Annotated in this window: 17 protein-coding genes and 1 pseudogene; 4 read left to right on the forward strand and 14 right to left on the reverse strand. The window is 72.1% G+C overall.

Annotated elements, in window-relative coordinates; all coding sequences use genetic code 11:
* Positions 1-113: 113 nt before the first annotated feature.
* The gene (locus ACFYXK_RS11125) at positions 114-1565 is read right to left on the reverse strand and encodes an MFS transporter (RefSeq protein ID WP_389410864.1); all 1452 of its coding nucleotides are present in this window, start codon (positions 1563-1565) and stop codon (positions 114-116) included.
* Between the two features lie 140 nt (positions 1566-1705).
* Here ACFYXK_RS11125 and ACFYXK_RS11130 point away from each other — a divergent pair, with 140 nt between their 5' ends.
* A complete protein-coding gene (locus tag ACFYXK_RS11130; protein ID WP_389410955.1) occupies positions 1706-2527 on the forward strand; it encodes a helix-turn-helix transcriptional regulator in 822 nt (273 codons plus the stop codon).
* A gap of 84 nt (positions 2528-2611) precedes the next feature.
* On the opposite strand, the gene ACFYXK_RS11135 is transcribed toward ACFYXK_RS11130, so the two are convergent.
* On the reverse strand, positions 2612-2998 hold the full coding sequence (locus ACFYXK_RS11135) for a hypothetical protein (protein ID WP_389410865.1): 387 nt from the start codon (positions 2996-2998) through the stop codon (positions 2612-2614).
* 335 nt (positions 2999-3333) lie between these two features.
* Between ACFYXK_RS11135 and ACFYXK_RS11140 the strand changes: the two genes are divergently transcribed.
* The 3 genes from ACFYXK_RS11140 (at position 3334) to ACFYXK_RS11150 (ending at position 6612) form a co-directional block, all read left to right on the forward strand.
* The gene (locus tag ACFYXK_RS11140; RefSeq protein WP_389410866.1) at positions 3334-4779 is read left to right on the forward strand and encodes a glyceraldehyde-3-phosphate dehydrogenase; all 1446 of its coding nucleotides are present in this window, start codon (positions 3334-3336) and stop codon (positions 4777-4779) included.
* A 150-nt stretch (positions 4780-4929) separates the two neighbouring features.
* Positions 4930-5661 carry a hypothetical protein gene (locus ACFYXK_RS11145; RefSeq protein ID WP_389410867.1) on the forward strand — a complete coding sequence of 244 codons (732 nt, stop codon included), beginning with the start codon at positions 4930-4932 and terminating at the stop codon, positions 5659-5661.
* A 423-nt stretch (positions 5662-6084) separates the two neighbouring features.
* Complete coding sequence (locus ACFYXK_RS11150; RefSeq protein ID WP_389410868.1) at positions 6085-6612, forward strand: hypothetical protein; 528 nt, start codon at positions 6085-6087, stop codon at positions 6610-6612.
* On the opposite strand, the gene ACFYXK_RS11155 is transcribed toward ACFYXK_RS11150, so the two are convergent.
* The 12 genes and pseudogenes from ACFYXK_RS11155 to betA all read right to left on the reverse strand — a co-directional run bounded on the left by ACFYXK_RS11155 (position 6603) and on the right by betA (position 25900).
* Positions 6603-8795 carry a SpoIIE family protein phosphatase gene (locus ACFYXK_RS11155; protein WP_389410869.1) on the reverse strand — a complete coding sequence of 731 codons (2193 nt, stop codon included), beginning with the start codon at positions 8793-8795 and terminating at the stop codon, positions 6603-6605. The two genes, ACFYXK_RS11150 and ACFYXK_RS11155, sit on opposite strands and share 10 nt — an antisense overlap.
* A gap of 140 nt (positions 8796-8935) precedes the next feature.
* Positions 8936-9637 (reverse strand): NPP1 family protein, encoded by a 702-nt coding sequence (locus ACFYXK_RS11160; protein WP_389410956.1) that lies wholly within the window; start codon positions 9635-9637, stop codon positions 8936-8938.
* A 203-nt stretch (positions 9638-9840) separates the two neighbouring features.
* Positions 9841-10470 (reverse strand): sarcosine oxidase subunit gamma, encoded by a 630-nt coding sequence (locus ACFYXK_RS11165; RefSeq protein ID WP_389410870.1) that lies wholly within the window; start codon positions 10468-10470, stop codon positions 9841-9843.
* A pseudogene (locus tag ACFYXK_RS11170) lies at positions 10463-13563 on the reverse strand (sarcosine oxidase subunit delta family protein). Before ACFYXK_RS11170 ends, ACFYXK_RS11165 begins: the two are co-directional and overlap by 8 nt.
* A gap of 12 nt (positions 13564-13575) precedes the next feature.
* Complete coding sequence (locus tag ACFYXK_RS11175; RefSeq protein ID WP_389410871.1) at positions 13576-14808, reverse strand: sarcosine oxidase subunit beta family protein; 1233 nt, start codon at positions 14806-14808, stop codon at positions 13576-13578.
* Entirely contained in the window at positions 14805-17279 is a 2475-nt protein-coding gene (locus ACFYXK_RS11180; RefSeq protein WP_389410872.1) for an FAD-dependent oxidoreductase, read from the reverse strand. Before ACFYXK_RS11180 ends, ACFYXK_RS11175 begins: the two co-directional genes overlap by 4 nt.
* Before the next feature lie 208 nt (positions 17280-17487).
* The gene (locus ACFYXK_RS11185) at positions 17488-18504 is read right to left on the reverse strand and encodes an ABC transporter substrate-binding protein (RefSeq protein ID WP_389410873.1); all 1017 of its coding nucleotides are present in this window, start codon (positions 18502-18504) and stop codon (positions 17488-17490) included.
* 22 nt (positions 18505-18526) lie between these two features.
* Entirely contained in the window at positions 18527-20551 is a 2025-nt protein-coding gene (locus tag ACFYXK_RS11190; protein ID WP_389410874.1) for an ABC transporter permease, read from the reverse strand.
* Entirely contained in the window at positions 20551-21633 is a 1083-nt protein-coding gene (locus ACFYXK_RS11195; protein WP_389410875.1) for a glycine betaine/L-proline ABC transporter ATP-binding protein, read from the reverse strand. Before ACFYXK_RS11195 ends, ACFYXK_RS11190 begins: the two co-directional genes overlap by 1 nt.
* Before the next feature lie 28 nt (positions 21634-21661).
* Positions 21662-23131 carry an aldehyde dehydrogenase family protein gene (locus ACFYXK_RS11200; RefSeq protein WP_389410876.1) on the reverse strand — a complete coding sequence of 490 codons (1470 nt, stop codon included), beginning with the start codon at positions 23129-23131 and terminating at the stop codon, positions 21662-21664.
* A gap of 178 nt (positions 23132-23309) precedes the next feature.
* A complete protein-coding gene (locus ACFYXK_RS11205; RefSeq protein WP_389410877.1) occupies positions 23310-24194 on the reverse strand; it encodes a 5,10-methylenetetrahydrofolate reductase in 885 nt (294 codons plus the stop codon).
* An 11-nt stretch (positions 24195-24205) separates the two neighbouring features.
* Entirely contained in the window at positions 24206-25900 is a 1695-nt protein-coding gene (betA, locus tag ACFYXK_RS11210; protein WP_389410878.1) for a choline dehydrogenase, read from the reverse strand.
* Between the last annotated feature and the right edge of the window lie 31 nt (positions 25901-25931).

Below are 25931 nucleotides of genomic sequence, written 5' to 3' on the forward strand. Positions count from 1 at the left end.
CTCCCGTTTCCTCGTGCGCGCCCGTCCCCGTGATCGGGCCGGACGTCCGGCCCGATCATCCGGCGCCACCGGCCGGACCCGCGGGAGCGCCGCGCAGGAGGCCGCCGCCCCGCTCACGCCTTCTTCGTACGGCCGCCGCCCAGGCCGAGGCCCACCAGGACCGCCGCCGCGAGCACGATCGCCGCGTCGATCGCCAGGACCGTGCGCACCCCGTCGAAGAGCGAGGCCTGCGTGGTCGCCAGGACACCGAGCAGGGGGATCCCGATGGTGATGCCGACCTGCTGCGTCGTGGTGACCAGGCCGGTCGCCAGGCCCTGCTCCTCGTCGGGCACGCCGCTCGTCACGGTCAGCCCGTACGAGATGATCGCGCCGAGGTGGAACATGCTGGCCGCCGAGACGGCGACGGTCGCCACCAGTGCGCCCGACTCGGCGCCCACGGCGAGCAGGGCGGCGGTCAGCAGCCCCTGGCCGAGCAGCGAGCCGACCAGCGTGCGCCGGGCGCCGAAGCGGCCGATGACCTTCGGGGCGTACGAGCCGGCGAGGGCCGATGCGACGCCCTGGACACCGAAGACCAGACCGGTCTGGAAGGACGACAGCCCGAGCGTCTCCTGGAGGTACAGGGTCAGGACGAAGACGACCGTCGACATCATCGAGAAGGTCACCAGGCCTCCGGCGTTCCCCCAGGCGATCGTGCGCCGCTTGAGCATCGGCAGCGAGACCAGCGGGGCCCGGGTCTTCGACTCCACCACGGCGAAGGCGACGAGCAGGGCCAGGCCGGCCGGCAGCGTGACCCAGACGTCCGCGCCGCCGAAGCCGCGCTGGGCCGCGGTGGACAGGGAGTAGATCAGCGCGAGCAGGCCGCCGGTGACGGTGACGGCACCCGGTACGTCCAGGCGCGGCCGGTCGGGGGTCCGGGACTCGGGCAGCAGGCCGGGGGCGAGGGCGAGCACGATCACCGCGGTGACCGCGAGCAGTGCCATCGTGGAGCGCCAGCCGAGGGTGTCGGTCATGACGCCGCCGAGGACCATGCCGATGGTGAAGCCGAGGGACAGCAGGGTGCCGGAGATGCCGACCGCCTTGTCGCGCAGCGGGCCCTCGGGGAACGTGGTGGTCAGCAGGGACATGCCGGTCGGCACGATGACCGCCGCGCCGAGGCCCTGCAGGGCGCGCCCGGCCAGGAACGACGCCGGGTCCCAGGCCAGGGTGGCCAGCAGCGAGGCCGTACCGAAGAGGGTCAGGCCGATCAGGAACAGCTTCTTGCGTCCGTAGAGGTCGGCGATCCGGCCGAAGAGGAGGAGGAAGCCGCCGGAGGGCAGCGCGAAGGCGGTGACCGCCCATTGCAGGGCCGACCGGCTCAGGCCCAGGTCCTTGCCGAGGGCGGGCAGGGCCACGTTCAGTACGGAGAAGTCGAGGGCCACCATGAACTGGGCGGCGCAGAGCACGAAGAGGACCAGCTTGGCCCGGCTCGTGAGCCGTTCGGCCCCGGGGGCGGGTGAGGCCGTCCCGGGGCCGGTGGTGGGGGTTGTCGTCGTCGGTGCCGTCGTCGTATGAGTGTCGATCGCCATGGCCACCACCCTCGCGGCACGGGAATGCCCGTGGAGAGTGGGAACTTATCCTGTTGGTGGCACCACCAGGCAGCTGACAGGGGGAGTTAGTGGCTACACCGATCGACAGGCACCGCCGTTCCGAACTGCGCGAGTTCCTGATGAGCAGACGGGCGAGGGTCACGCCCGCGCAGGCGGGTCTGCCGGACGGCGGGGCCCGCCGCCGCACCCCGGGCCTGCGCCGGGAGGAGGTCGCCGTGCTCTCCGGGGTCGGGGTGTCCTGGTACCAGTGGCTCGAGCAGGGCCGCGACATCACGGTGTCGCCGCAGGTCCTCGACTCGGTCGGCCGGGTACTGAAGCTGACCAGCGCCGAGCGCCGGCACCTGTACGTGCTGGCGGGGCTCAATCCGCCGGCCCTCGAGGTGGCACCGGCCGACCGGGACATGTGCGAGGGGCTGAAGCGGCTGATCGACGCGTGGATGCCGTTCCCCGCGCACATCATGGACGCGTACTGGAACACGGTGCTCTACAACGACGCGGCCGCCCTGGTGCTGGGCATGCGCCCGGAGATCGTGCAGAACTGCCTGATCGCGTTCTTCACCGACCCCATCTACAAGGCCCGTTCGAGGCACTGGGAGGAGATCGCCTGCAACGTGGTCGCCCAGTACCGGGCGGCCTGCTCGGAGTGGCCCGAGGACGAGGGGTTCCAGGCGGTCATCGAGGAGGCGCGGGAGGCCAGCCCGGAGTTCGCCGAGCTGTGGGAGCAGCGGGACATCCGGCCCGGCGGCCAGATGCAGAAGGAGATCGAGCATCCGGTCGTGGGGACGCTGTTCGTCGAATCGACCCAGTTGCGGGTACCGGCCCGGCCCGACCTGTCGATCGTGCTGCACACCCCGCTGCCGTCCACCGACACGGCGGAGAAGCTGGAGTGGCTGACCTCGGCGGAGGGCCGCCGGGGATCCATGTACCCGGTCGCCGGCTGACCCCGCCGGCCCGCCCGGACGGCGGCGCCGGGCGCGGGTCCCCGGGCCTGCCACCCGGCCGGTCCGGGGACCCGCGGTGGTCGGCTAACGCCCGTCGGACACCATGCGGGCCATCTCTTCCTCCACCCCGCGGATTTCTTCCTGCCGGTCCATGAGGACCAGCTGCTCCCGGTAGTGGGTCAGTGCGGCGAGCAGGAGGTCGGCCCGTCCGGGTTCCATCGCGTACAGGCGCCGCGCGGCGGCGACGGACTCGGCGCGCAGGGCCAGCGCGATGTCCGGGCGGTGGGCGAACTCGTAGCGGCTGTACTTCCACAGTGCGGCGGACAGCAGGGGCAGATAGGCCAGGGGGCTCACCTGGACCAGGACCCGGTAGGCCGCGACCCGCTCACGGACCGGCGGCTTCGCCGATCCCAGAAGGGCCACGCGGGCTCGGAGGACTGCGTCGTGATTGATGTTCGCCGAGTGAGTCATGACGGTGATTCTCAAAGCCGCACAGGTGCCCAAACAAGGGCAATCGACTGTGCCCTTGATCCTACGAAAACAGCCTCTGACCTGTCATGATGGGTACGTCTTCACCCTTGCGCCCCCGGACGGCCCGTCGGCCTCCGCGTCGGGATGCCGCCCCCTCGCCGATACCCCCTCGCCCCTCCCCCTCGCGCTTCGCGAGCGCGGGAGCCCTTTCAGAGGATCACCTGAGGGGCAAATGAGACACACCCGCACAAAACGCCACTCTGGCGGTACCCCTTGAGTGGTCAAAGTGGTGTGGGGTTAGCATGTGAGCGCCGCCTAGCTCGAAAGATAAACCTGTGACTGTCAATGACGACTCGTTCACCAACTGGAAGAACCGCGAGGAGATCGCGGAGTCGATGATCCCGATCATCGGGAAGCTGCACCGGGAACAGGACGTGACGATCCTGCTCCACAGCCGCTCCTTGGTGAACAAGTCGGTGGTCAGCATCCTGAAGACCCACCGATTCGCCCGGCAGATCGACGGTGAGGAGCTCTCGGTCACCGAGACGCTGCCGTTCCTGCAGGTGCTCACCACCCTCGATCTCGGCCCGTCCCAGATCGACATCGGCATGCTCGCCGCGGACTACAAGAGCGACGACCGCGGTCTGTCGGTGGAGCAGTTCACCGCCGAGGCCGTCGCCGGTGCCACCGGTGCGAACAAGATCGAGCGCGGCGACGGCCGCGACGTCGTCCTGTACGGCTTCGGCCGCATCGGCCGCCTCGTCGCCCGCCTGCTCATCGAGAAGGCCGGCTCCGGCAACGGACTGCGCCTGCGCGCCATCGTCGTCCGCCGGGGCGGCGACCAGGACATCGTCAAGCGCGCCTCCCTGCTGCGCCGCGACTCGATCCACGGCCAGTTCCAGGGCACCATCACCGTGGACGAGGCGACGAACACGATCATCGCCAACGGCAACGCGATCAAGGTGATCTACGCGAACGACCCGTCCGAGGTCGACTACACCGCGTACGGCATCAAGGACGCCATCCTCATCGACAACACGGGCAAGTGGCGTGACCGTGAGGGTCTGTCCAAGCACCTGCGCCCGGGCATCGACAAGGTCGTCCTGACCGCCCCGGGCAAGGGCGACGTCCCGAACATCGTCCACGGCGTCAACCACGACACGATCAAGCCGGACGAGCAGATCCTGTCCTGCGCCTCCTGCACCACCAACGCGATCGTCCCGCCGCTGAAGGCCATGGACGACGAGTACGGCGTGCTGCGCGGCCACGTGGAGACCGTCCACTCGTTCACGAACGACCAGAACCTGCTGGACAACTACCACAAGGCCGACCGCCGCGGCCGCTCCGCGCCGCTCAACATGGTCATCACCGAGACCGGTGCCGCGTCCGCCGTCGCGAAGGCGCTGCCCGACCTCAAGGCGCCGATCACCGGCAGCTCGATCCGCGTCCCCGTCCCGGACGTCTCGATCGCCATCCTGAGCCTGCGCCTGGGCCGCGAGACCACCCGCGAGGAAGTCCTCGACCACCTCCGCGACGTCTCGCTGCACTCGCCGCTCAAGCGCCAGATCGACTTCACCACCGCCCCCGACGCGGTCTCCATGGACTTCGTCGGGTCGCGCCACGCCTCGATCATCGACGCGGGCGCCACCAAGGTCGACGGCGACAACGCGATCCTCTACCTCTGGTACGACAACGAGTTCGGCTACTCGTGCCAGGTCATCCGCGTCGTCCAGCACGTCTCGGGCGTCGAGTACCCGACGTACCCCGCCCCGGCGGTCTGATCCCGCGTCGCACGCGAGTCGCACTCCGCGCGTACTCACGGCCCGTTCCACCGCCCACCACGGGCGGCGGGACGGGCCGCGCGCGTTCACGGGGAGCCCGGCGCGAAAACTCGGGTGTGCGGTGGACAGTCGTGCTGTTAGCTTCCTCGTGTGCCGAAGTTGAATCAGATCATCGCAGTGGAGAAGGGCGTCAAGTCCAAGTCTCTCCAGGAGCTGACCCAAGCCCATCAGGACGTCCAGAAGCCGGCGTTGCTCGCCGGTATCTCGCGGACCTACCAGCCCAAGGACGAGGAGGGCGAGCAACTGCCGCCCGAATCCACGCGGGTGCAGGTCAAGGCGGAGGACGTGCTGCGCGCGACGGCGGGAACGCTGACGCGGCTGTTCGACGTGACGGCGACGAAGGACTGGGCGAACCGCACGGCGGCCGCGGACGTCGTCGTCGACGGAACGGTCCTGCTGCCCCAAGTTCCCGTTCCCTACCTGCTGTTCCTCGAGAAGCAGCTCACCGACCTGCACACGTTCGTACGCAAGCTCCCCGTCCTGGACGCGTCGGAGGCCTGGAACCTCGACCCCTCGACGGATGCGTGGAAGACCGACCCGGTCCGTACGATCCGCACCAAGAAGGTGCCGCGCAACCACGTGAAGGCCGAGGCCACGGAGAAGCACCCGGCGCAGGTCGAGGTGTACTACGAGGACGTCCCGGTCGGTTACTGGACGACGGTGAAGTTCTCGGGTGCGCTGCCGGCCCGCCGGGTCAACGAGCTCCTCGACCGGGTCGAAACCCTCCAGCAGGCCGTCAAGTTCGCCCGCGAGGAGGCCAACGGCACCGATGTCACCGACCAGCGCGTGGGGGATGCGGTGTTCGGCTACCTGTTCCGGTAGCCTCAAGATCGCCCCTTGTGCGAGCGAGGGGGTGCGCGCGGGAGCGCGCAAAAGCTGAAACTGATGTTGAAGCTGACCGAGGGGTGTCAGTTGGGGGTTCGAATCCCTCCCCCGGCACACGTGCCGGGGTGGCCCAAGCCGGTAGAGGCGGCCCCGTGAAACTCAGATTCTCGCTCCAGTCTCAGCATTCGCCGCCGAACGCCGGATCGACCGGGCGCGGACGATCATCGACGGATGGGGGTTCAAGTCCCCCCTGCGCCTCTCTCGTGGCGCGGTAGTTCAAAGGCAGAACACGTCGGTCTCAGAATGATCCGCGACTCTTAAACGCCGCCGGTGTGCGCAATTGGGTGGCAAGCTGGAGCCCGGGAGCTGGATATGCTCCCGGGCTCCGTCACGTTCCGCGCCCCGCGTTACGTTGTGGCCATGGGCATATACATGGTGAGCGTCACCGCGGAGGACTGGCACGACGGGGACGAGGGCGGCCGGGCCGAGATCGCGTCCGGGCTGAACCGGGAACTGGGCGGGCGCGGACTGCCGCCGTACGCACCCGGGCCGGGCCCGGCGCCCCGCTTCGAGGAGAAGATGATCGCCCCCATGGACGGCTTCGCCGAGCTGTGCCGGGAGCACGGGGTGGACGACTTGCTCGCCTGGTCGGTGCTGGTGCCGGTCTCCCTCGACTCGGAGATCACGGTCGCGACGCAGGAGGAGCCCGAGGAGCCCGTCACCATCGCCGGTGCTCCGCAGGTGCTGCTCATGGCGGAACTCCTGGCGGCGTCCGTCCCGCTTCCGCCCGAGGTCCTCGCCGCCTCCGGCCCCCTCGCCCTGACCTCGTGGTACGTCGACGCCTGCGCCCGCGAAGTCCCCGGCGCGGACAGGACCTTCCACACGGCCCTCTACCTGCACGCGGCGCGCCACTGCCTGGCCCACGGCTGCCCGGTGCTCTACAGCTGAGCCCGCGCGGGCATCCGGGAGCGCAGGAGGAGGAGGGCGGTGTCGTCGGTGCGCGGGGCGCCGCTGCGGGCGTGGTCGATGAGGTCGTCCGCCAGTTCGTCCAGGGGCTGGTCTTCGGGGGTTGCGGTGATGCGTGCGGCGACCGCAGCGATGGCTTCCTCGAGGTCTTCGCCGGGGACCTCGACCAGGCCGTCGGTGTAGAGCGTGAGGAGGGTGGCGGGGGCGAAGGGGATCTCGACGGCCGTGTACGAGGCGTCGGGGTCGATGCCCAGGAGCAGGCCCGGCGGCAGGTGGAGCACCTGCGTCGGGCCGTCGCCCTGACGCAGCAGGGGTGGCGGGTGGCCGGCGGTGGCCAGGTGGGCGGTCTGGGCCGCCAGGTCGATGTGGGCGTACAGGCAGCTGGTGAACAGCCCCGGTTCGAGGTCGGTCAGGAGCCGGTTGGTGCGGGCGAGGACCTCCTCGGGCGGTGCGCCGGCGGTGGCGTGGACGGCCGCCCGGACCTGGCCCATGAGGGCGGCGGCGCTCACGTTGTGGCCCTGGACGTCGCCGATGGCGGCAGCGACCGTGGTGTCGTCGATGCGGATGAGGTCGTAGAAGTCACCGCCGATTTCGAGGCCGTGCGCCGCGGGCAGGTAGCGGGCGGCCACTTCCAGGTGCGGGACGCGGGGCAGGGCGTGCGGCAGCAGGCCCGTCTGCAGGCTGTGGGCGAGCTGGTGGGTGGAGTCGTAGATGCGGGCACGGTCCAGGGCCTGCGCGATGAGTCCGGCGATGGAGGTCAGGACGGCCCGTTCGCCGGGGGCGAAGGTGCGGGGGCGGGCGTAGGCGAGGACGAGGGTGCCGATGGGGCGCTTGGACGCGATCAGCGGCAGAAAGGCCCAGGCCGCCATGCCGTCCGCGATCACGACGGCCGGGAAGGCGGCCAGGAGCTCGTTCTCGTCGCCGAAGAACAGCGCGTCGCCCGTACGCAGGCCGTGCGTGGTGGCGGTGTCGGTGCTCAGCGGCATGCCGTCGTAGCGTGCCATGAGCTCGGCCGGGTAGCCGCGGTGCCCGACCATGCGCAGGCGCTGTTCCTCCGCGACCAGGAGGGCCATGGCCTGGGCTCCGAGCGCGGGGACGAGCTGGTCGGCGGCCTGGTCGACCACGTCCTGGGCGTGGGCGGCCTCGGTGAGGCTGGCTGCCAGGTGCATGAGCTGGTAGAGGGCGGTGGCCCGGCTGGGGGACGGCTCCGGGGAGGCGGCCGTCGGGGCGGGGGGCGGCGGGGCGGGCTGGTCGGCGACCGGCCTGATGCGGACGCTGATCCCGGTGTCGTCCGGGTAGAGGTCGAACCGCAGGTACCGGCCGATCGGGGGCGCGGCGGTGAAGCTGCGGGGCATCCGGCTGATCACGGTGGCCCGGTAGTGGTCCTCGATGGTGGGGTTGTCCATCCAGGGGAGGGCCTCCCAGGGCAGTGCCCCGCGCAGCTGGGAGACGGGTGCGCCGAGCAGCTCGGCGGCCTCGGGGGTGATGAAGGTGATGGTGCCGTTCAGGTCGAGCGCGCAGTTGCCGCCGGGCAGCCTGCGGACGAAGGCCAGGGCGGCGGCCGCCTCGACCGGTCCGGGTGTGGGCGGGGGAAGCGGTCGGAGTATCACCGGGTGTGCCGGGGGGCGGATCGGGCGGCCGTCGGCGGCGGCCCGTCCCAGGACGTGCGCGAGGCGGTGGCAGGACGACTCCACGGAACGGCGTTCCGCGTCGGTCAGGCGGGGCTCGTGGGAGCCGGGCCACAGGAGTACGAGGCCGGCCCCCGGGGGCCCCTGCGGGTCGGATGCCCGGGCGGGGAGCGGGGCTGCGGCGAGGGCGAAGTCGTACGGCAGGACCAGGCCGAGGCGCGGGTAGCGGCGGGCCGTCTCCTCCTGGCCGCCCAGCCAGACGAGCCGGGTGTCGCGGACGGCGTCGGCCACCGGGATGGGATCGTCCAGCCCGACGCGGGACCAGGGCAGCGCGAACTCGCGGGACACCCCGGCGGCCATCGCCAGGTGCAGCACGCGCCGGGTGGGGTCGGGCAGGTAGAGCATGACGATGGACGCCCCGGCGTCGCTGCAGGCATCGAGCAGCGCCTCCCCCAGCACCCGCTGGTCGGCCCCCTCGGGCCCCGCGGCCGGCTCGGCCCCCTCGCCACCCTGATCACGCCCTGGAAGGTTTCGCACCCGACCATGTTCCCTCCCCACCCTCCCGCACGTCGGCACCCGCCCGCCCCGGGCGAGCCCGCGGCCGCGTCCGGCGCTGCCGCCGTCACGGGCGCCGGTACGGGGCGGGGCGGGGCCGGGGTGGTCGTCGAAGCCGGGCGTTACGCGTAGGGGTCGAAGGGGATGGGGGGCTTGGCGGCGTTCAGGGCGTCGTTGAATCGGCCGTCGGAGATCTTGATCGTGGCGGAGCCGAAGTCGGCGCTCATCAGCTTGTCGCGGAACCCGGCCGGGTAGCCGTTCCAGCCGACGAGGCGCGGGTGGAACCAGGTGCCGGTGTGGTTCTCGGCGGGCTCGTCGTTGCTGTTGGCGAGGCGGTAGAAGTGGGTCGAGGCGCCGTCCTTGTGGTAGACGACCTTGGCGTGCGTCCCGTCGAAGCGGACCTGTGAGCGGGGGTACCACTTCCAGCCGCTGTGCTGCGAAGTCGACACGTACTGGACCTCGTTGTCCTTGATCCAGACCACGACGTGCTCGAAGTCGTGGCGGTGCCCGATGGCCGCGGGGCCGAGGGTGGCCTGGTCCTTCTCGAAGTAGCCGGCGTACATGACGGCGCACCAGCCGTTGTTGCACTTCTCGCGGGAGTACGTGTTGGAGTTCTGCAGTTGCGCGTGGTCCCGGCAGTGGCCGTTCACCGCTCCGCCGAGCCCCAGCCCCGGGTTGAGGGCGCCGCTGCTGCTGATGGCGGCGGTGGCGTAGCAGCCGTCCCCGTCGTAGTCGAAGGCGGGCGAGAAGGTCTGCTCGAGGCCGTCCGCGTTCTGTGGCAGGGGCGGTATCACGTCGGCGACGGCGACGGCCGGAAGGGTCATCACGAGCGCCGCGGCACCGAGGCCGGCGGCGGCCGCAGCCCGGCGGACTCGGGCCCACCGCTGACGGCGGAAGGTTTCTGCATGCTCGTTCGTCGACGCCGACGGCAAGCTGCGCACATCATCTCCTGGGCCTGTACCGCTGGTTCCGGGCACCATCGCGTTCCCTGGTCGCACGACCGGGGCCACGCTAGCGCGGGCAGCGTTCAGGCCGGGGTCGAGTCGGACGAATTCCGGATGTACTCCGATGCCGCGTCGAGGAGCCATTCGGCGAGGTACCCGGCGAACGAGGAGCTCACCAGGACCCGGAATCCGGCCCGGTGTTCGCCGCGCGGGACCAGCACCACCTGGGCCCGGGCCAGTGTGGTCCGGGCGCAGCGGCCGGTGCCGAAGGCTCGGGGGTGCAGGTCGAGGGAGCAGCCGTGCGCGAGGAGGTCGGCGGCCCGGGCTCCGCCGACGAGCAGGGTGGTGCGCTGCGCCGAGACGTCGACGACGGCCGCGTGCCGGCCGCCGACGGCCTCGCGCAGCCGGGCTTCGAGGTGCGTCCGGGTACCGGCAGGGCCGACGACGAGCCATTCGTCCGGGCCCAGCCACAGCGCCGCGAACTCCCCGCCGTGCGCGACCGTGTTGGGCTCGAGCGGCAGCGGGAAGCCGAGCGCGAGTCCGACGGCGTCCGCGGCCGGGCCCTTGGGGTCGAGCCGTACGTCGACCTGGGCGAGGAAGGGCAGTTCCGCCAGCCGCAGGGCTCCGCCCGAGGCGCGGGTGGCGGCGGCGAAGCGTTCGGCGTACGGCGCCAGCGGGCTCAGCCCGGCGCGGCGGGCGGCGGTGTCAGCCATCGCGGCGTGTCCCCTCGGGGTCGTGGAGGACGGGACCGGTGACCGTGACCGGTACGAGGTCGCCGCCCACGGGTGCGTACAGCCGGTCGCCGATGCGCTCCCGGCCGCCCTTGACCAGGGCGAGCGCGAAGGTCCGGCCGAGCGCCGCGCTGCGGTAGCTGGAGGTGACGTGTCCGAGCATCGGCACCGGCGGTTCGGGCAGCGGGGCGGCGGCCACCAGCTGGGTTCCCTCGGGCAGCAGGATGCCGGGGTCGTCCGGCAGCAGTCCGACCAGGTGCTTGCGGTCGGGCCGGGCGGTGTCGGGCCGGGTGTACGAGCGCTTGCCGATGAAGTCGGGCTTCTTGCGGGACACGACCCAGCTCATCCCGAGGTCCTGCGGGGTCACCGTGCCGTCGGTGTCCTGGCCGACGATCGGATAGCCCTTCTCGGCGCGCAGGACGTGCATCGCCTCGGTGCCGTACGGGGTGATGCCGAGGGGGCGGCCCGCCTCGTACAGTGCCTCCCACACCTCGGGGGCCTCCCACGGCAGTACGTTGATCTCGTACGCCAGCTCTCCGGAGAAGCTGATCCGGCACACGCGGGCCGGGATCCCGGCGACGGCCGCGTCCCGCCAGGCCATGAACGGGAAGTCGGCCGCGTCCACGGCGAGTCGGGGGGCGAGTGCGCGCAGGACGTCCCGGGACTGCGGCCCGACGAGGGCCACGGTCGCCCACTGCTCGGTGACGGAGGTGCAGTGCACGCGCAGTTCGGGCCACTCCGTCTGGAGCCATTCCTCCATCCAGTCCAGTACGGCCGCGGCGTTGCCGGTCGTGGTGGTCACGAGGTAGCGGTCGTCGGCGAGGCGGATGGCGGTGCCGTCGTCGAAGACCATCCCGTCCGGGCGGCACATGACGCCGTAGCGGATCATGCCGACCTTCAGGGTGCTCATCATGTTGGTGTACAGCCGGTCCAGGAAGACACCGGCGTCCGGCCCCTGCACGTCGATCTTGCCGAGGGTGGAGGCGTCCATGAGCGCGACGCCCTCGCGGGCGGCGCGGCATTCGCGCAGCACCGCCGCCGCCTTGTCCTCGCCGGCCCGCGGGTAGTACCACGGCCGCTTCCACTGGCCGACGTTCTCGAACTCGGCCCCGTGCGCAACGTGCCGGTCGTGCAGGGCGGTCACGCGTACGGGGTCGTGGAGCAGGCCTCGGTCCCGGCCGGCGAGCGCGGCGAAGGAGACCGGGGCGTACGGGGCGCGGAAGGTCGTCGTGCCGAGCTCTGCGACCTCGACGCCCAGCAGGTGTGCGACGACTCCGCTCGCGAGGACTCCCGAGGTCTTGCCCTGGTCGTTCGCGGTGCCCGCCGTGGTGTAGCGCTTGAGGTGTTCCGCCGAGCGCAGGCCGGCGCCCGTCGCGCGGGCGAGGTCGTCCACGGTGACGTCGCGCTGGAGGTCGACGAAGCTGCGGGCGGTGTCCGCACCGGGCACCACCCACAGGTGCCGGGCGGGGGTCCGGGGCTGCCGGGCGACGGACGGGAGCGGGAGCGCGTCGTGGGCCGTGAAGCCCTCGGCTTCGAGGGCCCGGGTTCCCGCGGCCCGGCCCTCGGCCAGGCAGCGGGCAAGGTCGAACGTACCGCGTGCCGCACCGGCGGCCTCCACCGCCTGCCGGCAGCCGTCGGGGACGAACGTCCCGAGCGCGGAGTCGTACCGCAGGCGCCCGCCGGCCTGGCTGAACAGGTGGACGGCAGGGTTCCAGCCGCCGGACACGAGCAGGAGGTCCGCGGGAATCTCGCGGGCGCCGGGGCCTTCCCCGGGGCCGGACACGGACACGGAGGAGACCCGGGGTGTGCCCGTGGTGCCCGTCACCACGTGCCCGGCGAGCACCTCGACGCCGGCCTCGGCGGCGCGGCGCGCCCACTGACCCGGCCGGGGCCGTGCATCGACGACCGCGGCGATCGCGACACCCGCCTCGGCCAGGTCGAGTACGGCTTCGTAGGCGCTGTCGTTCGTGGTGAACACGACCGCACGGCGGCCCGGTACGACGCCGAACCGGTGCAGGTAGGTACGGGCGGCCCCGGCGAGCATCACGCCGGGGCGGTCGTTGTCGGCGAAGGCGAGCGAGCGTTCGTGCGCGCCGGTCGCGAGGACGACCCGGCGCGCCCGGATCCGCCACACCCGCTCGCGGGAGACGTGCGCGGGGGCCTGGGCGCCGAGGTGGTGGGTACGGCGTTCCACGGCGAGCACGTGGTTGTCGTCGTAGTGGCCGAAGACGGTGGTGCGGAGCAGTACGCGGCTTTCGGGCGCCGCGTCGAGCTCCGCGCCCGCCGCGGCGGTCCACTCGGACAGCCCGCCCGTGCCGAGCAGGCTGCCGCCCGGCTCGGGCCGGTCGTCGGCGAGGATCACGCGCGCGCCGCTGCGGGCTGCCGCCGTCGCCGCGGCCAGGCCGGCCGGGCCCGCGCCGACGACGAGCAGATCGCAGTGGGCGTGGACCGCGTCGTAGCGGGCGGGGTCGGGTGCGGCGGCGAGCCGGCCCTGCCCGGGGAGGCTGCTCGCGACGAGCCCCTCGTACAGCTCGACGACCGTGGCGGGCAGCATCGGCTCGGGGAAGGGCTCCTCGATCTGCACGACGGCGTTCGGCTCCTCGACCCCGGCGGTGAAGATCCCGCGCGGGCGGCCGAGTCTGACGCTGCTGCCGGCCTGGTGGACGCCGTGGGCGAGCAGCGCCGAAGCGAGGGTGTCGCCCCGGTAGCCCTCGTAGGCGACGCCGTCGAAGCGGAAGCCGAGCGGCTGGTCCCGCCGGATGCGGCCGCGGTCGGGCAGCCGGAAGGGGTGCGCGGTCATGAGTTCACCGGCCTCGGCTCGCCGGTCCGGTAGACGGAGCGGATCTCGTTGGTCGCCGTGTCCCGGACGACGTTGAACCAGCGGCGGCATCCGTCCGTGTGGCTCCACCGCTCGGCGAAGGGGCCCTTGGGGTTGTCGCGGAAGAAGAGGTAGCGCGCCCACGCCTCGTCGGTCAGGGACGCCGGGTCGGCGGGGTAGGGCACGTGTGCCTGACCGCCGTAGTGGAACTCGGCCTCGTCGCGGGGCCCGCACCAGGGACAGGGGATGAGCAGCATCGTCTCGGCTCCTCAGTGGGCCACCGCGGCCGCGCCGTGCTCGTCGACGAGCGCGCCGGTGGTGAAGCGTTCGAGCGTGAAGGGGGCGTTCAGCGGGTGGGGGGCGTCGTGGGCGATGGTGTGCGCGAAGGCCCAGCCGACTCCGGGTGTGGCCTTGAAACCACCGGTGCCCCAGCCGCAGTTGACGTAGAGGTGCTCCACGGGGGTGAGGCCGGTGATCGGGGACGCGTCGGGGCTGACGTCGACGATGCCGCCCCAGGTGCGCAGGACGTGCGCGCGGGCGAAGACGGGGAAGAGTTCGAGGGCGGCCGCCATCTGGCGTTCGATGATGTGGAAGGCGCCGCGCTGCGTGTACGCGTTGTACGCGTCGATGCCGGCGCCCATGACCAGCTCGCCCTTGTGGGCCTGGCTGACGTACACGTGCACCGCGTTGGACATCACGACGGTGGGGTGTACGGGCTCCAGCAGCTCGGATACCAGCGCTTGCAGCGGGTGGCTCTGGAGGGGCACCTCGAAGCCGGCCATCGCGGCCAGTACGGAGGAGTGCCCGGCCGCGCAGAGGGCGACCCGGCCGGCGGCGATCGGGCCGAGTGAGGTCTGTACCCCGGTGACCCGGCCGTTCTGCACGTCGATGCCGGTGACCTCGCAGTTCTGGATGAGGTCGATGCCGGCGGCGTCGGCCGCGCGGGCGAGGCCCCAGGCGACGTGGTCGTGCTTGGCGATGCCCGCGCGCGGCTGGTACGTGGCGCCCATGACCGGATACCGCACGTCCGGGGAGGTGTCGACGATCGGGCAGACCTCCTTGACCTGCGCGGGGTCGAGCCATTCGGCGTCCACGCCGTTCAGCCGGTTGGCCTCGACGCGGCGCACGCCGTCCCGTACGTCCTGGAGGGTGTGGGCCAGGTTCAGCACGCCGCGCTGGGAGAACAGGATCGGGTAGTCGAGGTCCTCCTCGAGCCCTTCCCACAGTTTGAGGGCGTGCTCGTAGATCCCGGCGCTCTCGTCCCAGAGGTAGTTGGAGCGGATGATGGTCGTGTTGCGGGCCATGTTGCCGCCGGCGAGCCAGCCGCGTTCGAGGACGGCGACGTCGGTGATGCCGTGGTTCTTCGCCAGGTAGTGGGCGGTGGCCAGGCCGTGTCCGCCGCCGCCCACGACGACCACGTCGTAGCTGCGCCTGGGCTCGGGCGTGCGCCACAGCCAGGAGGGATGTCCGGGCAGGCCGGCGCCCGGGGTCCGGGGGCTCATCGGGCGTTTCCCGGCAGGCCGCGCAGGCGCCGCATCCCCGGGTCGAACAGGGGCTCCTCGGCGACGACGGCCGCGATGCGCAGGTCGAAGTAGCCGATGTCCAGGGCGCGGCCCGGCGTGGCGAGTTCCGCGGGCAGCCAGGCGTAGGCGATGCCCTTGCCAATGGTGTAGCCGTACGCGGCGCTGGTGACGTAGCCGACCGGCCGGTCCCCGTCGTACACGGGCTCCTTGCCCATGACGACGGCGCTCGGGTCGTCGATGGTCAGGCAGGTGAGGCGGCGCCGGACGTCGGCGGCGCGCCGTTCCAGTGCGGTCCGGCCGATGAAATCGCCCTTGCCCGTCTTGACGGCGAAGCCGAGGCCGGCCTCGTACGGGTCGTGTTCGTGACCCATGTCGGTGCCGAAGGAGCGGTAGCCCTTCTCCAGGCGCAGGCTGTTGAAGGCACCCCGGCCGGCCGCGATGCCACCGTACGGCTGCGCGGCCTCCCAGAGCGTGTCCCACAGCTTCAGCCCCATGTCGGCGCTGGTGTACAGCTCCCAGCCGAGCTCTCCGACGTAGCTGAGGCGCAGGGCCGTGACGGGGACGGCCCCGATGTGGGCGCTGCGGGCCCGGAAGTAGCGCAGGCCCTCGTCGGAGAAGTCGGCGTCGGTGAGCGGCTGGAGCACCTCGCGCGCTTTCGGCCCCCACAGGCCGATGCAGCAGGTGCCCGCGGTGATGTCCCGTACGGCGACGGAGCCGTCGTCGGGGAGGTGGCGGGTGAGCCAGTCCAGGTCGAGGTTGCCGTTGGCCCCGATCTGGAAGCGGCGCCGGGCGAGGCGGGCCACCGTGATGTCGCTGCGGATGCCGCCGTCCTCGTCGAGCATCAGCGTGTACGTGACCGAGCCGACGGACTTGTCGACGTCGGAGGTGGTCAGGCGCTGGAGGAAGGCCGCGGCTCCGCGGCCGGACACCTCCAGCCGTTTGAGGGCCGACATGTCGTACAGGGCGACGCCCTCCCGGGTGGCCAGGGCCTCTGCGCCGACGATGGGCGACCACATCCGTGCGGCCCAGTCGCCCGGGACCGGGATGTCCCACCGGTCCAGGAGGGGCTCGTTGGCGGCGTACCACTGGGGCCGTTCCCAGCCGGAGGCCTCCAGGAAGAAGGCGCCGAGTTCGCGTTCGCGGACGTGGAACGGGCTGGTGCGCAGTGGACGGGGTGCACCGGCGGGCTCGAGCGGGTGGAGGATGTCGTAGACCTCGACGAAGTTCTGGCAGTCGCGGGCGAGTACGTACGCGGGGGCGAGCTGGTGCGGCTCGAAGCGGTTGACGTCGCACGCGTGCAGGTCGAAGGAGGAGCAGTGGCCGTCCACGAGCCATTCGGCCATGGCGCGGCCGACGCCGGCGGAGTGGGTGACCCAGACGGCCTCGGCGACCCAGAAGCCCTTGACGTCGGGTGATGGGCCGAGGAGGGGCATTCCGTCGGTGGTGAAGGAGAAGAGCCCGTTGATGCCCTCCTCGACCTTGGCGTCCCGCGTGGCCGGCAGCAGGGACTGGGTCTCGGTCCAGGCGTCGGCGAAGTCGTCGGCCGTGAACGGCAGGACGGAGGGCATCTGCGCGGAGGAGTCCGGTGGGGCGATGTCGTCGGCGCGGACCGGCATCGGGCGGTGTCCGTAGAAGCCGATGCCCAGTCGGTCGTAGCGCTCGCGGTAGTAGAGGTCGGCGTCCTGGTGGCGCAGGATGGGGCGGACCGCCTCCTCGGCCTGTCCGGCGAGTGCGGGGACGGGGCCGGTCCAGGCCAGCTGGTGGGCCAGGGGGGTCAGCGGCAGACTCATGCCCACCATGCGGGCGACCTTGGGGCCCCAGATGCCGGCGCAGCACACGACGATGTCGGCGGGGATCTCGCCGCGGTCCGTGACCACGGCGGTGACGCGGTCGCCGCCGGTGGCGTCGTCGGCTTCGGTACGGATGTCCAGGACCTCGTGGCGCTCCAGGAGGCGTACGCCCCGGGCGCGGGCGGCCCGGAGCTGCGCCTCCACGGCGAGCACCGCCTTGGCCAGGCCGTCGGTGGGGACCAGCAGTCCGCCGAGCACCCGCTCGCGGTTCACCAGGGGGTGCAGCGCCGCGCATGCGTCGGCGTCGATCAGCCGACCCTCGACGCCCCAGGAGGTGAGCCAGCCGTGCCGGCGCCGGAGGTCGGTGAGGCGCTGCGGGGTGGTGGCCAGCTCGAGCCCGCCGACCTGGAGGAAGCAGGGCTGCCCGTCGACGTCGAGGGTGCGGAGCTTCTCGACGGTGTAGCGGGCCAGTTCGGTCATGGTCTTCGACGGGTTCGCCTGGAACACGAGGCCGGGGGCGTGGGAGGAGGAGCCCCCGGTGGCGGGGAGGGGACCCTGGTCGACCACGGTGAGCCCGGTCCAGCCGAGCGAGGACAGTTCGTCCGCAAGCGCTGCACCCACGACACCGGCTCCGATGATGACCACGCGCGGTCCCGCCATCTCCGCCCCTCCGATTCGAACGAAATCGAGTTGCCGTCAGCGCAACGTGGTGCAGGTTGCGCAACTCACACTGCCGGTCGCCCCGGGCGGTGTCAAGAGCGTCGGATGCGACGCAACTCCCCTGCACAGAGGGCGGAAACAGCCGTGCCCGGCGGGCTGTCCAACAGCCCGCCGGGCACGGTGCGGCACTCGGGAACAGGGGACCGGATCAGCTCTTCCTGCCGAGCCAGGCGTCGACCTTCGCGCGGTTGCCCTCCACCCACTTCTTGGCGGCGTCGTCCGGCGACATCTTGTCCTGCGCGATGTACTTCGCCACGAGGTTCTGGTCCTCGTTCGACCAGCTGAAGTTCTTCACGAGCTGGTAGGCGGGGCTTCCGGAATCGGCGAACTTCTTGCTGACGATCTTGTCCAGGGCGTAGACGGGGTAGTCGCAGGCCACCTTCTCGGGATCGTCGTCACAGCCCGCCTTGTACTCCGGCAGCTCCACCTTGACGAGCTTCAGCTCGGAGAACAGCCACTGCGGCTCGTAGAAGTAGCCGATGACGGGCGTCTTCTTGGCCTCGGCCTGGCGGAACGCCTGGATCAGCGCGGCCTCGCTCCCCGAGTACACCACCTTGAAGTCGAGGTTGAGGTTCTTCACCAGGGCTCCGTCGTTGGTGACGAACGACGGGTCCCCGTCCAGCAGTTGCCCCTTGTCCCCGGACTCCGAGGTCTTGAGCCGGTCCGCGTACTTGTTGAGGTTCTGCCACTTGGTGATGTCCGGGTACTTCTCCGCCAGCCACGGCGGCACGTACCAGCCGATGACTCCCTTGTTGCCCGTCTCCCCGGCGGCGACGGCCGTCTGCTGCTGCTCGATGTACTTCTTCTTCAGGTCCGGGTGGCCCCAGTTCTCGACGATCGCATCGACCTCGCCCGTGCCGAACCCCTGCCAGGCGACCTCTTCCTTGAGGTCCTTCTTGGTCACCTCGCAGCCGAGGTCCTTCTTGGCGACGTACGCGATGACCGCCGCGTTGGCCTCGTACCCGACCCACGGGTTGACGGCGAGGTTGAAGGCTCCGCACTTCCCTGCGCCGCCGCCCCCGCCCGAGGGCCCGGCGCCCGCCTCGCCGACCTTCGCGCCGCTGCATCCGGCGAGCGCGAGGGCCAGCGCCGACAGGCCGGCCAGCGCCGCCCGCCGGGCCGGGCGCCGCTGCGGCGCCGGCCCTGTGTTGAGGTTCCCTGCCATGTGTCCTGCCCCTTCTTCCGCCTCAGCGCCCGCCGGGGGCTGTTGCCGCCCGGTGCGCCGCCGCCTGGGTGATCCGGTCGAACATGACCCCGAGCAGCACGATGGCCAGGCCCGCAGCCAGCCCCTTGCCGTACAACTGGCCCTGCGAGAAGCCCGCCACGACGTCATAGCCGAGGGCGCCCGCCCCGACCAGACCGCCGACGACGACCATCGACAGGACGTAGACCAGCCCCTGGTTGGTGGCCAGCGCGAGGGCTCCGCGGGCCATCGGGAGCTGGACCTTCGTGATGACCTGCCAGGTGCTGGAGCCGGCCGACACCGCCGCCTCCACCGTGCTCCGCGGTACCCCCCGCACCCCGTCCGCGATGATCTTCACCGTCACCGGGGCCGCGTAGACGATCGCCGCCACGATCGCCGTGAACCGGCTCGCGCCGAACAGGGCCAGGAACGGCACCAGGTAGACGAACGCCGGCATCGTCTGGCCCGCGTCGAGCAGGGGCCGGATCAGCCGGTCGGCCAGGGCGCTGCGCCCCATCCACACGCCCACCACGACGCCGAAGGCCAGGACGATGACGGTGGCGACCACGGTGGAGGCCAGCGTCGTCATGCTGTCCCGCCACAGGCCCGTACCGACGATCAGCGCCACGCACACCGCGGCGGTGGCCGCCGCACGCCGGCCGCCGAGCAGCGCGCCGAGAGCCACCACCACTGCGCCGACCAGCCACCACGGGGAGCCGGTCAGCAGCGCCTCGAAGGGGTTGAGCAGCGCGGCGGTGACCAGGTCGCGCAAACCGCCCGTCACGCCGGAGAAGCTGCCCTGCGCCCAGGCGGTGGCGGAGTCCGCCGTACGGGCGATGGCCCCGCCGACACCGCTGCCGGCCGGGAACTGCGCCGCCCATACGTAGGTGTGGGAGAGCCAGATGCACACGGCGGTGAGCAGACCGCCGGCGAGGACCAGCGGGCGGCGCCACCGCGCCGCGCGCCCGCCGCGGCGCCGGGCGTCCTGCGCGCTCCCAGGGCCTTCGGCACGGGGGACCCTCGTCCCGCTCCGCGCGCTCGCCGCGGTGGTCACGCGGTCGAGCACGATGGCCAGTACGACGATGGCGAGGCCGGCGTTGAACGCCGTGCCCACGTCGAGCGTCTCCAGCGCCTTGACGACGGTCTTGCCCAGCCCGGGTGCGTCGATCAGGGCGGCGATGGTGACCATAGACAGCGCGGCCATGATGGTCTGGTTCACGCCCAGCACGACGGTCCGCTTCGACATCGGCAGCAGCACCGTGGCGAGCGTCTGCCGCCGGGTGGCACCGAGCGACTCGGCCGCCTCGACCGTGGCGGCGGGGACCGAGCGGATCGCGTGGGCGGTGATCCGTACGGCGGGCGGGGTCGCGAAGACCAGCGTGGCGATCGTGGCGGACGCCGGGCCGATGAGGAAGAACAGGGTCAGCGGGGCCAGATAGACGAAGGTCGGCATCGTCTGCATGAAGTCGAGCACCGGGGTCGCCAGGCGGTGCACCCGGTCCGACAGCCCGGCCCAGACACCGAGCGGGATGCCGATGAGCAGCGAGACGAGGACGGCCGCCACGGTCAGGGCGAGCGTGTCCATGCTCTCGCGCCACAGCCCTTGGAGGCCGAAGAGCACGAACCCGGCGACGGCCAGGGCCGCCACCCGCATGTTCCCGAACACCCACGAGACGTATCCGACGAGGGCGACCACGCCCAGCCAGCCGACCACCGGGACCGGGCGGCCGTAGGACGGCCGGGCGACCAGCGCCTGGAGGAACGTGACCAGGTTGTCGATGACCAGCCGGATCTCGTTGAAGACGTAGAGGAAGACCGGGTTGCTGTTGCGGCCGGCGCCCACGGCATCGTTGACCTCGTTGAACCACCGGTGGAGCGGCGTCAGTTCGGCGGTGCCGAGCGGAAGCGTGTGGACGCCGCGCAGGGCGAGCCACAGCACGGCCCACCCGACGAGGACCGCGGCCGCGACCAGTGCGCGTCCGCCGCGTACGGGCGTGCGCCGCGCGGCCGCCGCTGCCAGGACGGCCATCAGGCACCGCCCTCCGCGCCGGCGACGACCGCGAGGATCTCCTCGTCGCCGACGACGCCCAGCAGCCGCCCGTTCTCGACGACCTTCACGGGCCGGTCCGCCGCGAGGACGGTGCGCGTCGCGTCGCGGACTACGGTGCCGGGGCCGAGCTCCGGTCCGTCGAGTGCATCGTCCGGGCGGGCCGGGCGCATGATCCAGCGCAGGGTGAGCACGCGCGAGCGCGGCACGTCCGCCACGAAGTCCCGGACGTAGTCGTCGGCGGGCGCGCCCACGAGCTCGTCGCCCGTACCGCACTGGACCGTGCGGCCGTCGCGCATGATGAGGATGCGGTCGCCGAGCTTCAGCGCCTCGGACAGGTCGTGGGTGACGAACACCATCGTCTTGCCGACCTCCCGGTGCAGCCGGACGACCTCGTCCTGCATGTCCCGGCGGATCAGCGGGTCGAGCGCGGAGAACGGCTCGTCGAAGAGGAGCACGTCCGGGTCCCCGGCGAGGGCGCGGGCCAGCCCGACCCGCTGCTGCATACCGCCGGAGAGCTGGTCGGGGTAGGAGTGCTCGTACCCGGCGAGGCCGACCAGCTCGACCACCTCCATGGCGCGCCGGGTGCGCTCGGCCCGGCCGATGCCCCGGATCTCCAGCCCGTACGCGACGTTGTCCAGGACCCGGCGGTGCGGCAGCAGCCCGAAGTGCTGGAAGACCATCGCGAACTTGCGCCGCCGCAGCTCGCGCAGCCTCGACCGGTCGGCAGCGCGGATGTCCTCGCCCTCGAGGAGGAGCTCGCCGGCCGTCGGCTCGATCAGCCGGGTCAGACAGCGCACCAGTGTCGACTTCCCGGAGCCGGACAGGCCCATGACCACGAAGACCTCGCCGGGCGACACGTCGAAGGCCACGTCCCGTACGGCCGCGGTGCAGCCGGTGCGCTCCAAGAGCTCGCGGCGCGTGAGGGCGCACAGCTCGGGCGAGTGGGGCACCCGCGCCGCCTTGGGCCCGAAGACCTTCCACAGGCCGCGGACGGAGATCACGGGGGTCCCGTCCCCGGGCGCACCGCGCTGCGACGGCAGTTCTGTCTTCGTTGCGGTCACTGTCGGCCTCTCTTCGGATGGCACCGGTTCAGCCGCGGAACCAGTGCTGCGCCCTGGGCTGGATGTTCTGCCAGATGTGCTTGGGTTCGCGGTACTCGTCCAGGCCGGTCGGGCCCAGCTCGCGGCCGACGCCCGAATGCCCGAAGCCGCCCCACTCCGCCTGGGGGACGTAGGGGTGGTAGTCGTTGATCCAGACCGTGCCGTGCCGCAGCCGCCGGGCGACGCGCTGGGCCTTGCCCGCGTCCTGGGTCCACACTGCCCCGGCGAGCCCGTACTCCGTGTCGTTGGCGATCCGTACGGCCTCGTCCTCGCCCGAGAACCGCTCGACGGTGAGCACCGGGCCGAAGGACTCCTCCCGTACGACGCGCATGTCCGGGCGGCAGGCGTCGAGCACGGTCGGCGGGTAGTAGAAGCCGCCGGCGAGCGCGGGGTCCTCGGGGCGCCGGCCCCCGCAGCGCAGTACGGCGCCCTCGGCGAGGCCCGCCGCGACGTACTCCTCGATCTTGTTCCGGTGCGCGGCGGAGATCAGCGGCCCGGTCTCGGCGGACGGGTCGAAGGGGCCGCCCAGCCGGATGGTGCGGGCGCGGCGTACGAGCTCGTCGACGAAGGCTTCGTGCAGCCGGTCCTCGACGACCAGACGGGCGCCGGCCGAGCAGACCTGCCCGGAGTGCAGGAAGACGGCGGTCAGGGCGAAGTCCACGGCCGCCTCGAAGTCGGCGTCGGCGAAGACCACGTTGGGGTTCTTGCCGCCCAGTTCCAGCGCGACCTTCTTCACGGTGGCCGCGGCGGCCGCCATGACCCGCCTGCCCGTCTCCAGGCCGCCGGTGAAGGAGACCATGTCCACGCCCGGGTGCTCGGCGAGCGGCGCGCCGGCCTCGGCCCCCGCTCCCAGGACGAGGTTGGCCGCGCCGGCGGGCAGTCCGGCCTCCTCCAGCGCGCGCACGAGCAGGATCGAGGTGGACGGGGTGAGCTCGCTGGGCTTGAGGACCAGGGTGTTGCCGGCGACGAGGGCGGGCGCGACCTTCCACGCGGCTTGGAGCAGCGGGTAGTTCCACGGGGTGATCAGCCCGCACACCCCGACCGGCTCGTACACGACGCGGCTGACGGCGTCCTCGCGGCCCGTGTCGACCACCCGGCCCGCGCTGGTGCCCGCGATCCCTCCGAAGTACCGGAAGCAGGCCGCGACGTCGGCGACGTCGTACTCGCTCTCCACCAGGCGCTTGCCGGTGTCGAGGGATTCGGCGCGGGCGAACTCCTTGGCCTCCCGCTCCAGCACCTCGGCGGTGCGCAGCAGCAGCGCACCGCGCTCCCGCTCCGGTGTGCGCGGCCACGGCCCCTCGTCGAAGGCGCTGCGCGCGGCGGCGATCGCGGCTTCGGTGTCGGCCCGCGTCGCTTCGGACACGGTCCGCACGAGCGCGCCGTCGGCGGGGCAGTGAATGTCCCGACGGCCGCCCGCCACCGCTTCGCGCCACTTCCCACCGACGTACAGATCTGCCACGCGCGGAGCCTCCATCCGGATAACACCGGTATGCGAGTTGCGTATTGCGCATCGTATTGCTCGGAATGGAACGACACGATCGCCCACGGGGTGCGGTACGTCAAGGGGGACGGGCGGCCGGGCAGGGCGGTGGTGCGGCGCCCCGCCCGGCCGTTCAGCCGGTCAGCCGGTCAGCCGGTCAGCCGCCGATGCGCTCCAGCATCGCGCGGCGCCAGCGCTCGGTCTCGGCGATCTGGTTGAACGTGAACAGGTGCAGCCCGGCCACCGCGGCCTCGGGCGCGCCGAGCGCGGGGGCGCTCCGGCGCAGCAGCCGCTCCGGGGAGTAGCCGCCGGGCGCCGCGAAGCGCAGGAACCACGAGGGGTGCCGGGTGAGGAACTTGGCCGACTCCCCCACGCCGATCTTCGTGGCCATGGACAGCAGCTTCGCGCGCTCGACGGGCCCGGCGACCCCGACGTGCACGGGCAGCACGATCTGCCGGCGCCGTACCCGCCCGAGCCACTGCCGCAGGGTCGCCGGGTCGAAGCACAGGTTGCTGACGATGTACGTCGCGTGCGGCTGCTTGTCCCACATGGCCTGGACGGTGACGTCGTCGTCGATGAGGGGATGGCTCTCCGGGTAGCCGGTGATGCCCACGTGCGCGAACGGGCTGCCCAGCTCGCCGAGCCGGCGCAGGACGGGCAGGGCCGCGCCGTACGCCCCGGCCGGCGGGTCGGCGTCGCCGGCCGGTACGAAGACGTCCTCGATGCCGGCGGCGACGAGCCGGTCCACGATGTCCTGGAGGTGGCCGGCGTCGGCGATCTGCCGGGCCGGGACGTGCGGGACGACCCGGTAGCCGTGCCCGGCCAGGCGGGTGGCGAGGTCCAGGGTCGGGCCCAGGCCCTTGGCCGGGGAGGCGGTGACCGTGACGGGCACGTCCGCCGGGACGTGGGCCAGGACCTTGTCCTCGGTGGCCTTCGCCGGCAGGACCTCGTAGCGGACCCGGCGCAGGAGCTCGGCCAGGCCGCCCCCGGTGACCGGGGCGTGTACGGGGCGTTCGGGATACGGCGCGGGCCGGGCGGACATGCCGCTCCTCCTCAGGTGTGGCCGGGGCTCTGCCCCTGCTCTGCCTCGCTGCGGAGGCGGTGGTGCCGGTAGAACTCGGCCCTGGACGGCGGCAGCGGCTCGTTGCCCAGGATGAGATCGGCGGCCTTCTCGGCCACCATCATGACGGGTGCGTAGATGTTCCCGTTCGTCACGTAGGGCATCACGGAGGCGTCCACGACGCGCAGCCCCTCCAGACCGTGCACGCGCAGGCTCGCCGGATCGGTGACCGCCCCCTCGCCGGTGCCCATCCTGGCGGTGCAGGACGGGTGCAGCGCGGTCTCGCCCTCCCTGGCCACCCAGTCGAGGATCTGCTCGTCGGTCTCGACCTCCGGCCCGGGCGAGATCTCGCCGTCGTTGTACGGGGCCAGCCCGGGCTGGCCGAGTATGGTGCGGGCGGTCCGGACCGCCTCGACCCACTCGCGGCGGTCCTGCTCGGTGGAGAGGTAGTTGAACCGCAGGGCCGGGTGCACCCGGGGGTCCTTGCTCCTGATCTTGACCGAGCCGACGGCGTCGGAGTACATCGGGCCGACGTGCACCTGGTAGCCGTGGCCCCCGGCGGGCGCGGAGCCGTCGTAGCGGACCGCGACGGGCAGGAAGTGGAACATCAGGTTGGGGTACGCGACGTCCTCGTTGCTCCGCGCGAAACCGCCGGCCTCGAAGTGGTTGGTCGCGCCGGGGCCCGTACGCAGGAGCCACTGCAGGCCGATCCAGGGGCGGTGGCGCCACTTCAGGTAGGGCTGCATCGACACCGGCTGCTTGCAGGCGTACTGGACGTACACCTCCAGGTGGTCCTGGAGGTTCTCCCCCACGCCCGGCAGGTCGTGGACGACGTCGATGTCCAGGGCCCGCAGCTCGTCGGCGTGGCCGACCCCGGACAGCTGGAGCAGCTGCGGGGAGTTGATCGCGCCGCCGGACAGGATCACCTCGCCGGCCCGCACCTGCCGGGGCGCCCCGCGGCCGCGGCGGTACTCGACGCCGACGGCGCGCTTGCCCTCGAACAGGATCCGGGTCACGAAGGCCCTGGTCCGCACGTCGAGGTTGGACCGTTTCATGGCCGGGTGGAGGTAGGCCCTGGCGGCGGACAGCCGCCGCCCTCGGTGGATGGTGCGGTCGAAGGCCGCGAAGCCCTCCTGCCGGTAGCCGTTGACGTCGTCGGTCAGCGGGTACCCGGCCTGCCGGACCGCCTCCATGAAGGCCGGGAAGAGGGGGCTGCTCGCCGGGCCGCGCTCCAGGACGAGGGGCCCCGAGCGGCCGCGGAACTCGTCCGCCGGGTCCGCGGCCAGGCAGTTCTCCATCCGGTTGAAGTAGGGCAGGCAGTGCGCGTAGTCCCAGGCCTCCATGCCGGGGTCGGCGGCCCAGCGCTCGTAGTCGAGGGGGTTGCCGCGCTGGAAGATCATTCCGTTGATGCTGCTCGACCCGCCCAGCACCTTGCCGCGGGCGTGGTATATGCGCCGCCCGTTCATGTGCGGCTCGGGCTCGGACTCGTACTTCCAGTCGTAGAAGCGGCTGCCGATGGGGAACGTGAGCGCCGCGGGCATGTGGATGAAGACGTCCCACGGGTAGTCCGGGCGGCCGGCTTCGAGGACCAGGACGCGGTTGCCGGGATCCGCGGAGAGCCGGTCGGCCAGGGCGCTGCCGGCCGAGCCGCCGCCGACGATGACGAAGTCGTACTGCTGGGGCACCATCGGAGTCTCGTCCCTCCGTCGTCTCCGGCCG

The organism is Streptomyces sp. NPDC002209, from assembly GCF_042890265.1.
Lineage (GTDB): Bacteria > Actinomycetota > Actinomycetes > Streptomycetales > Streptomycetaceae > Streptomyces.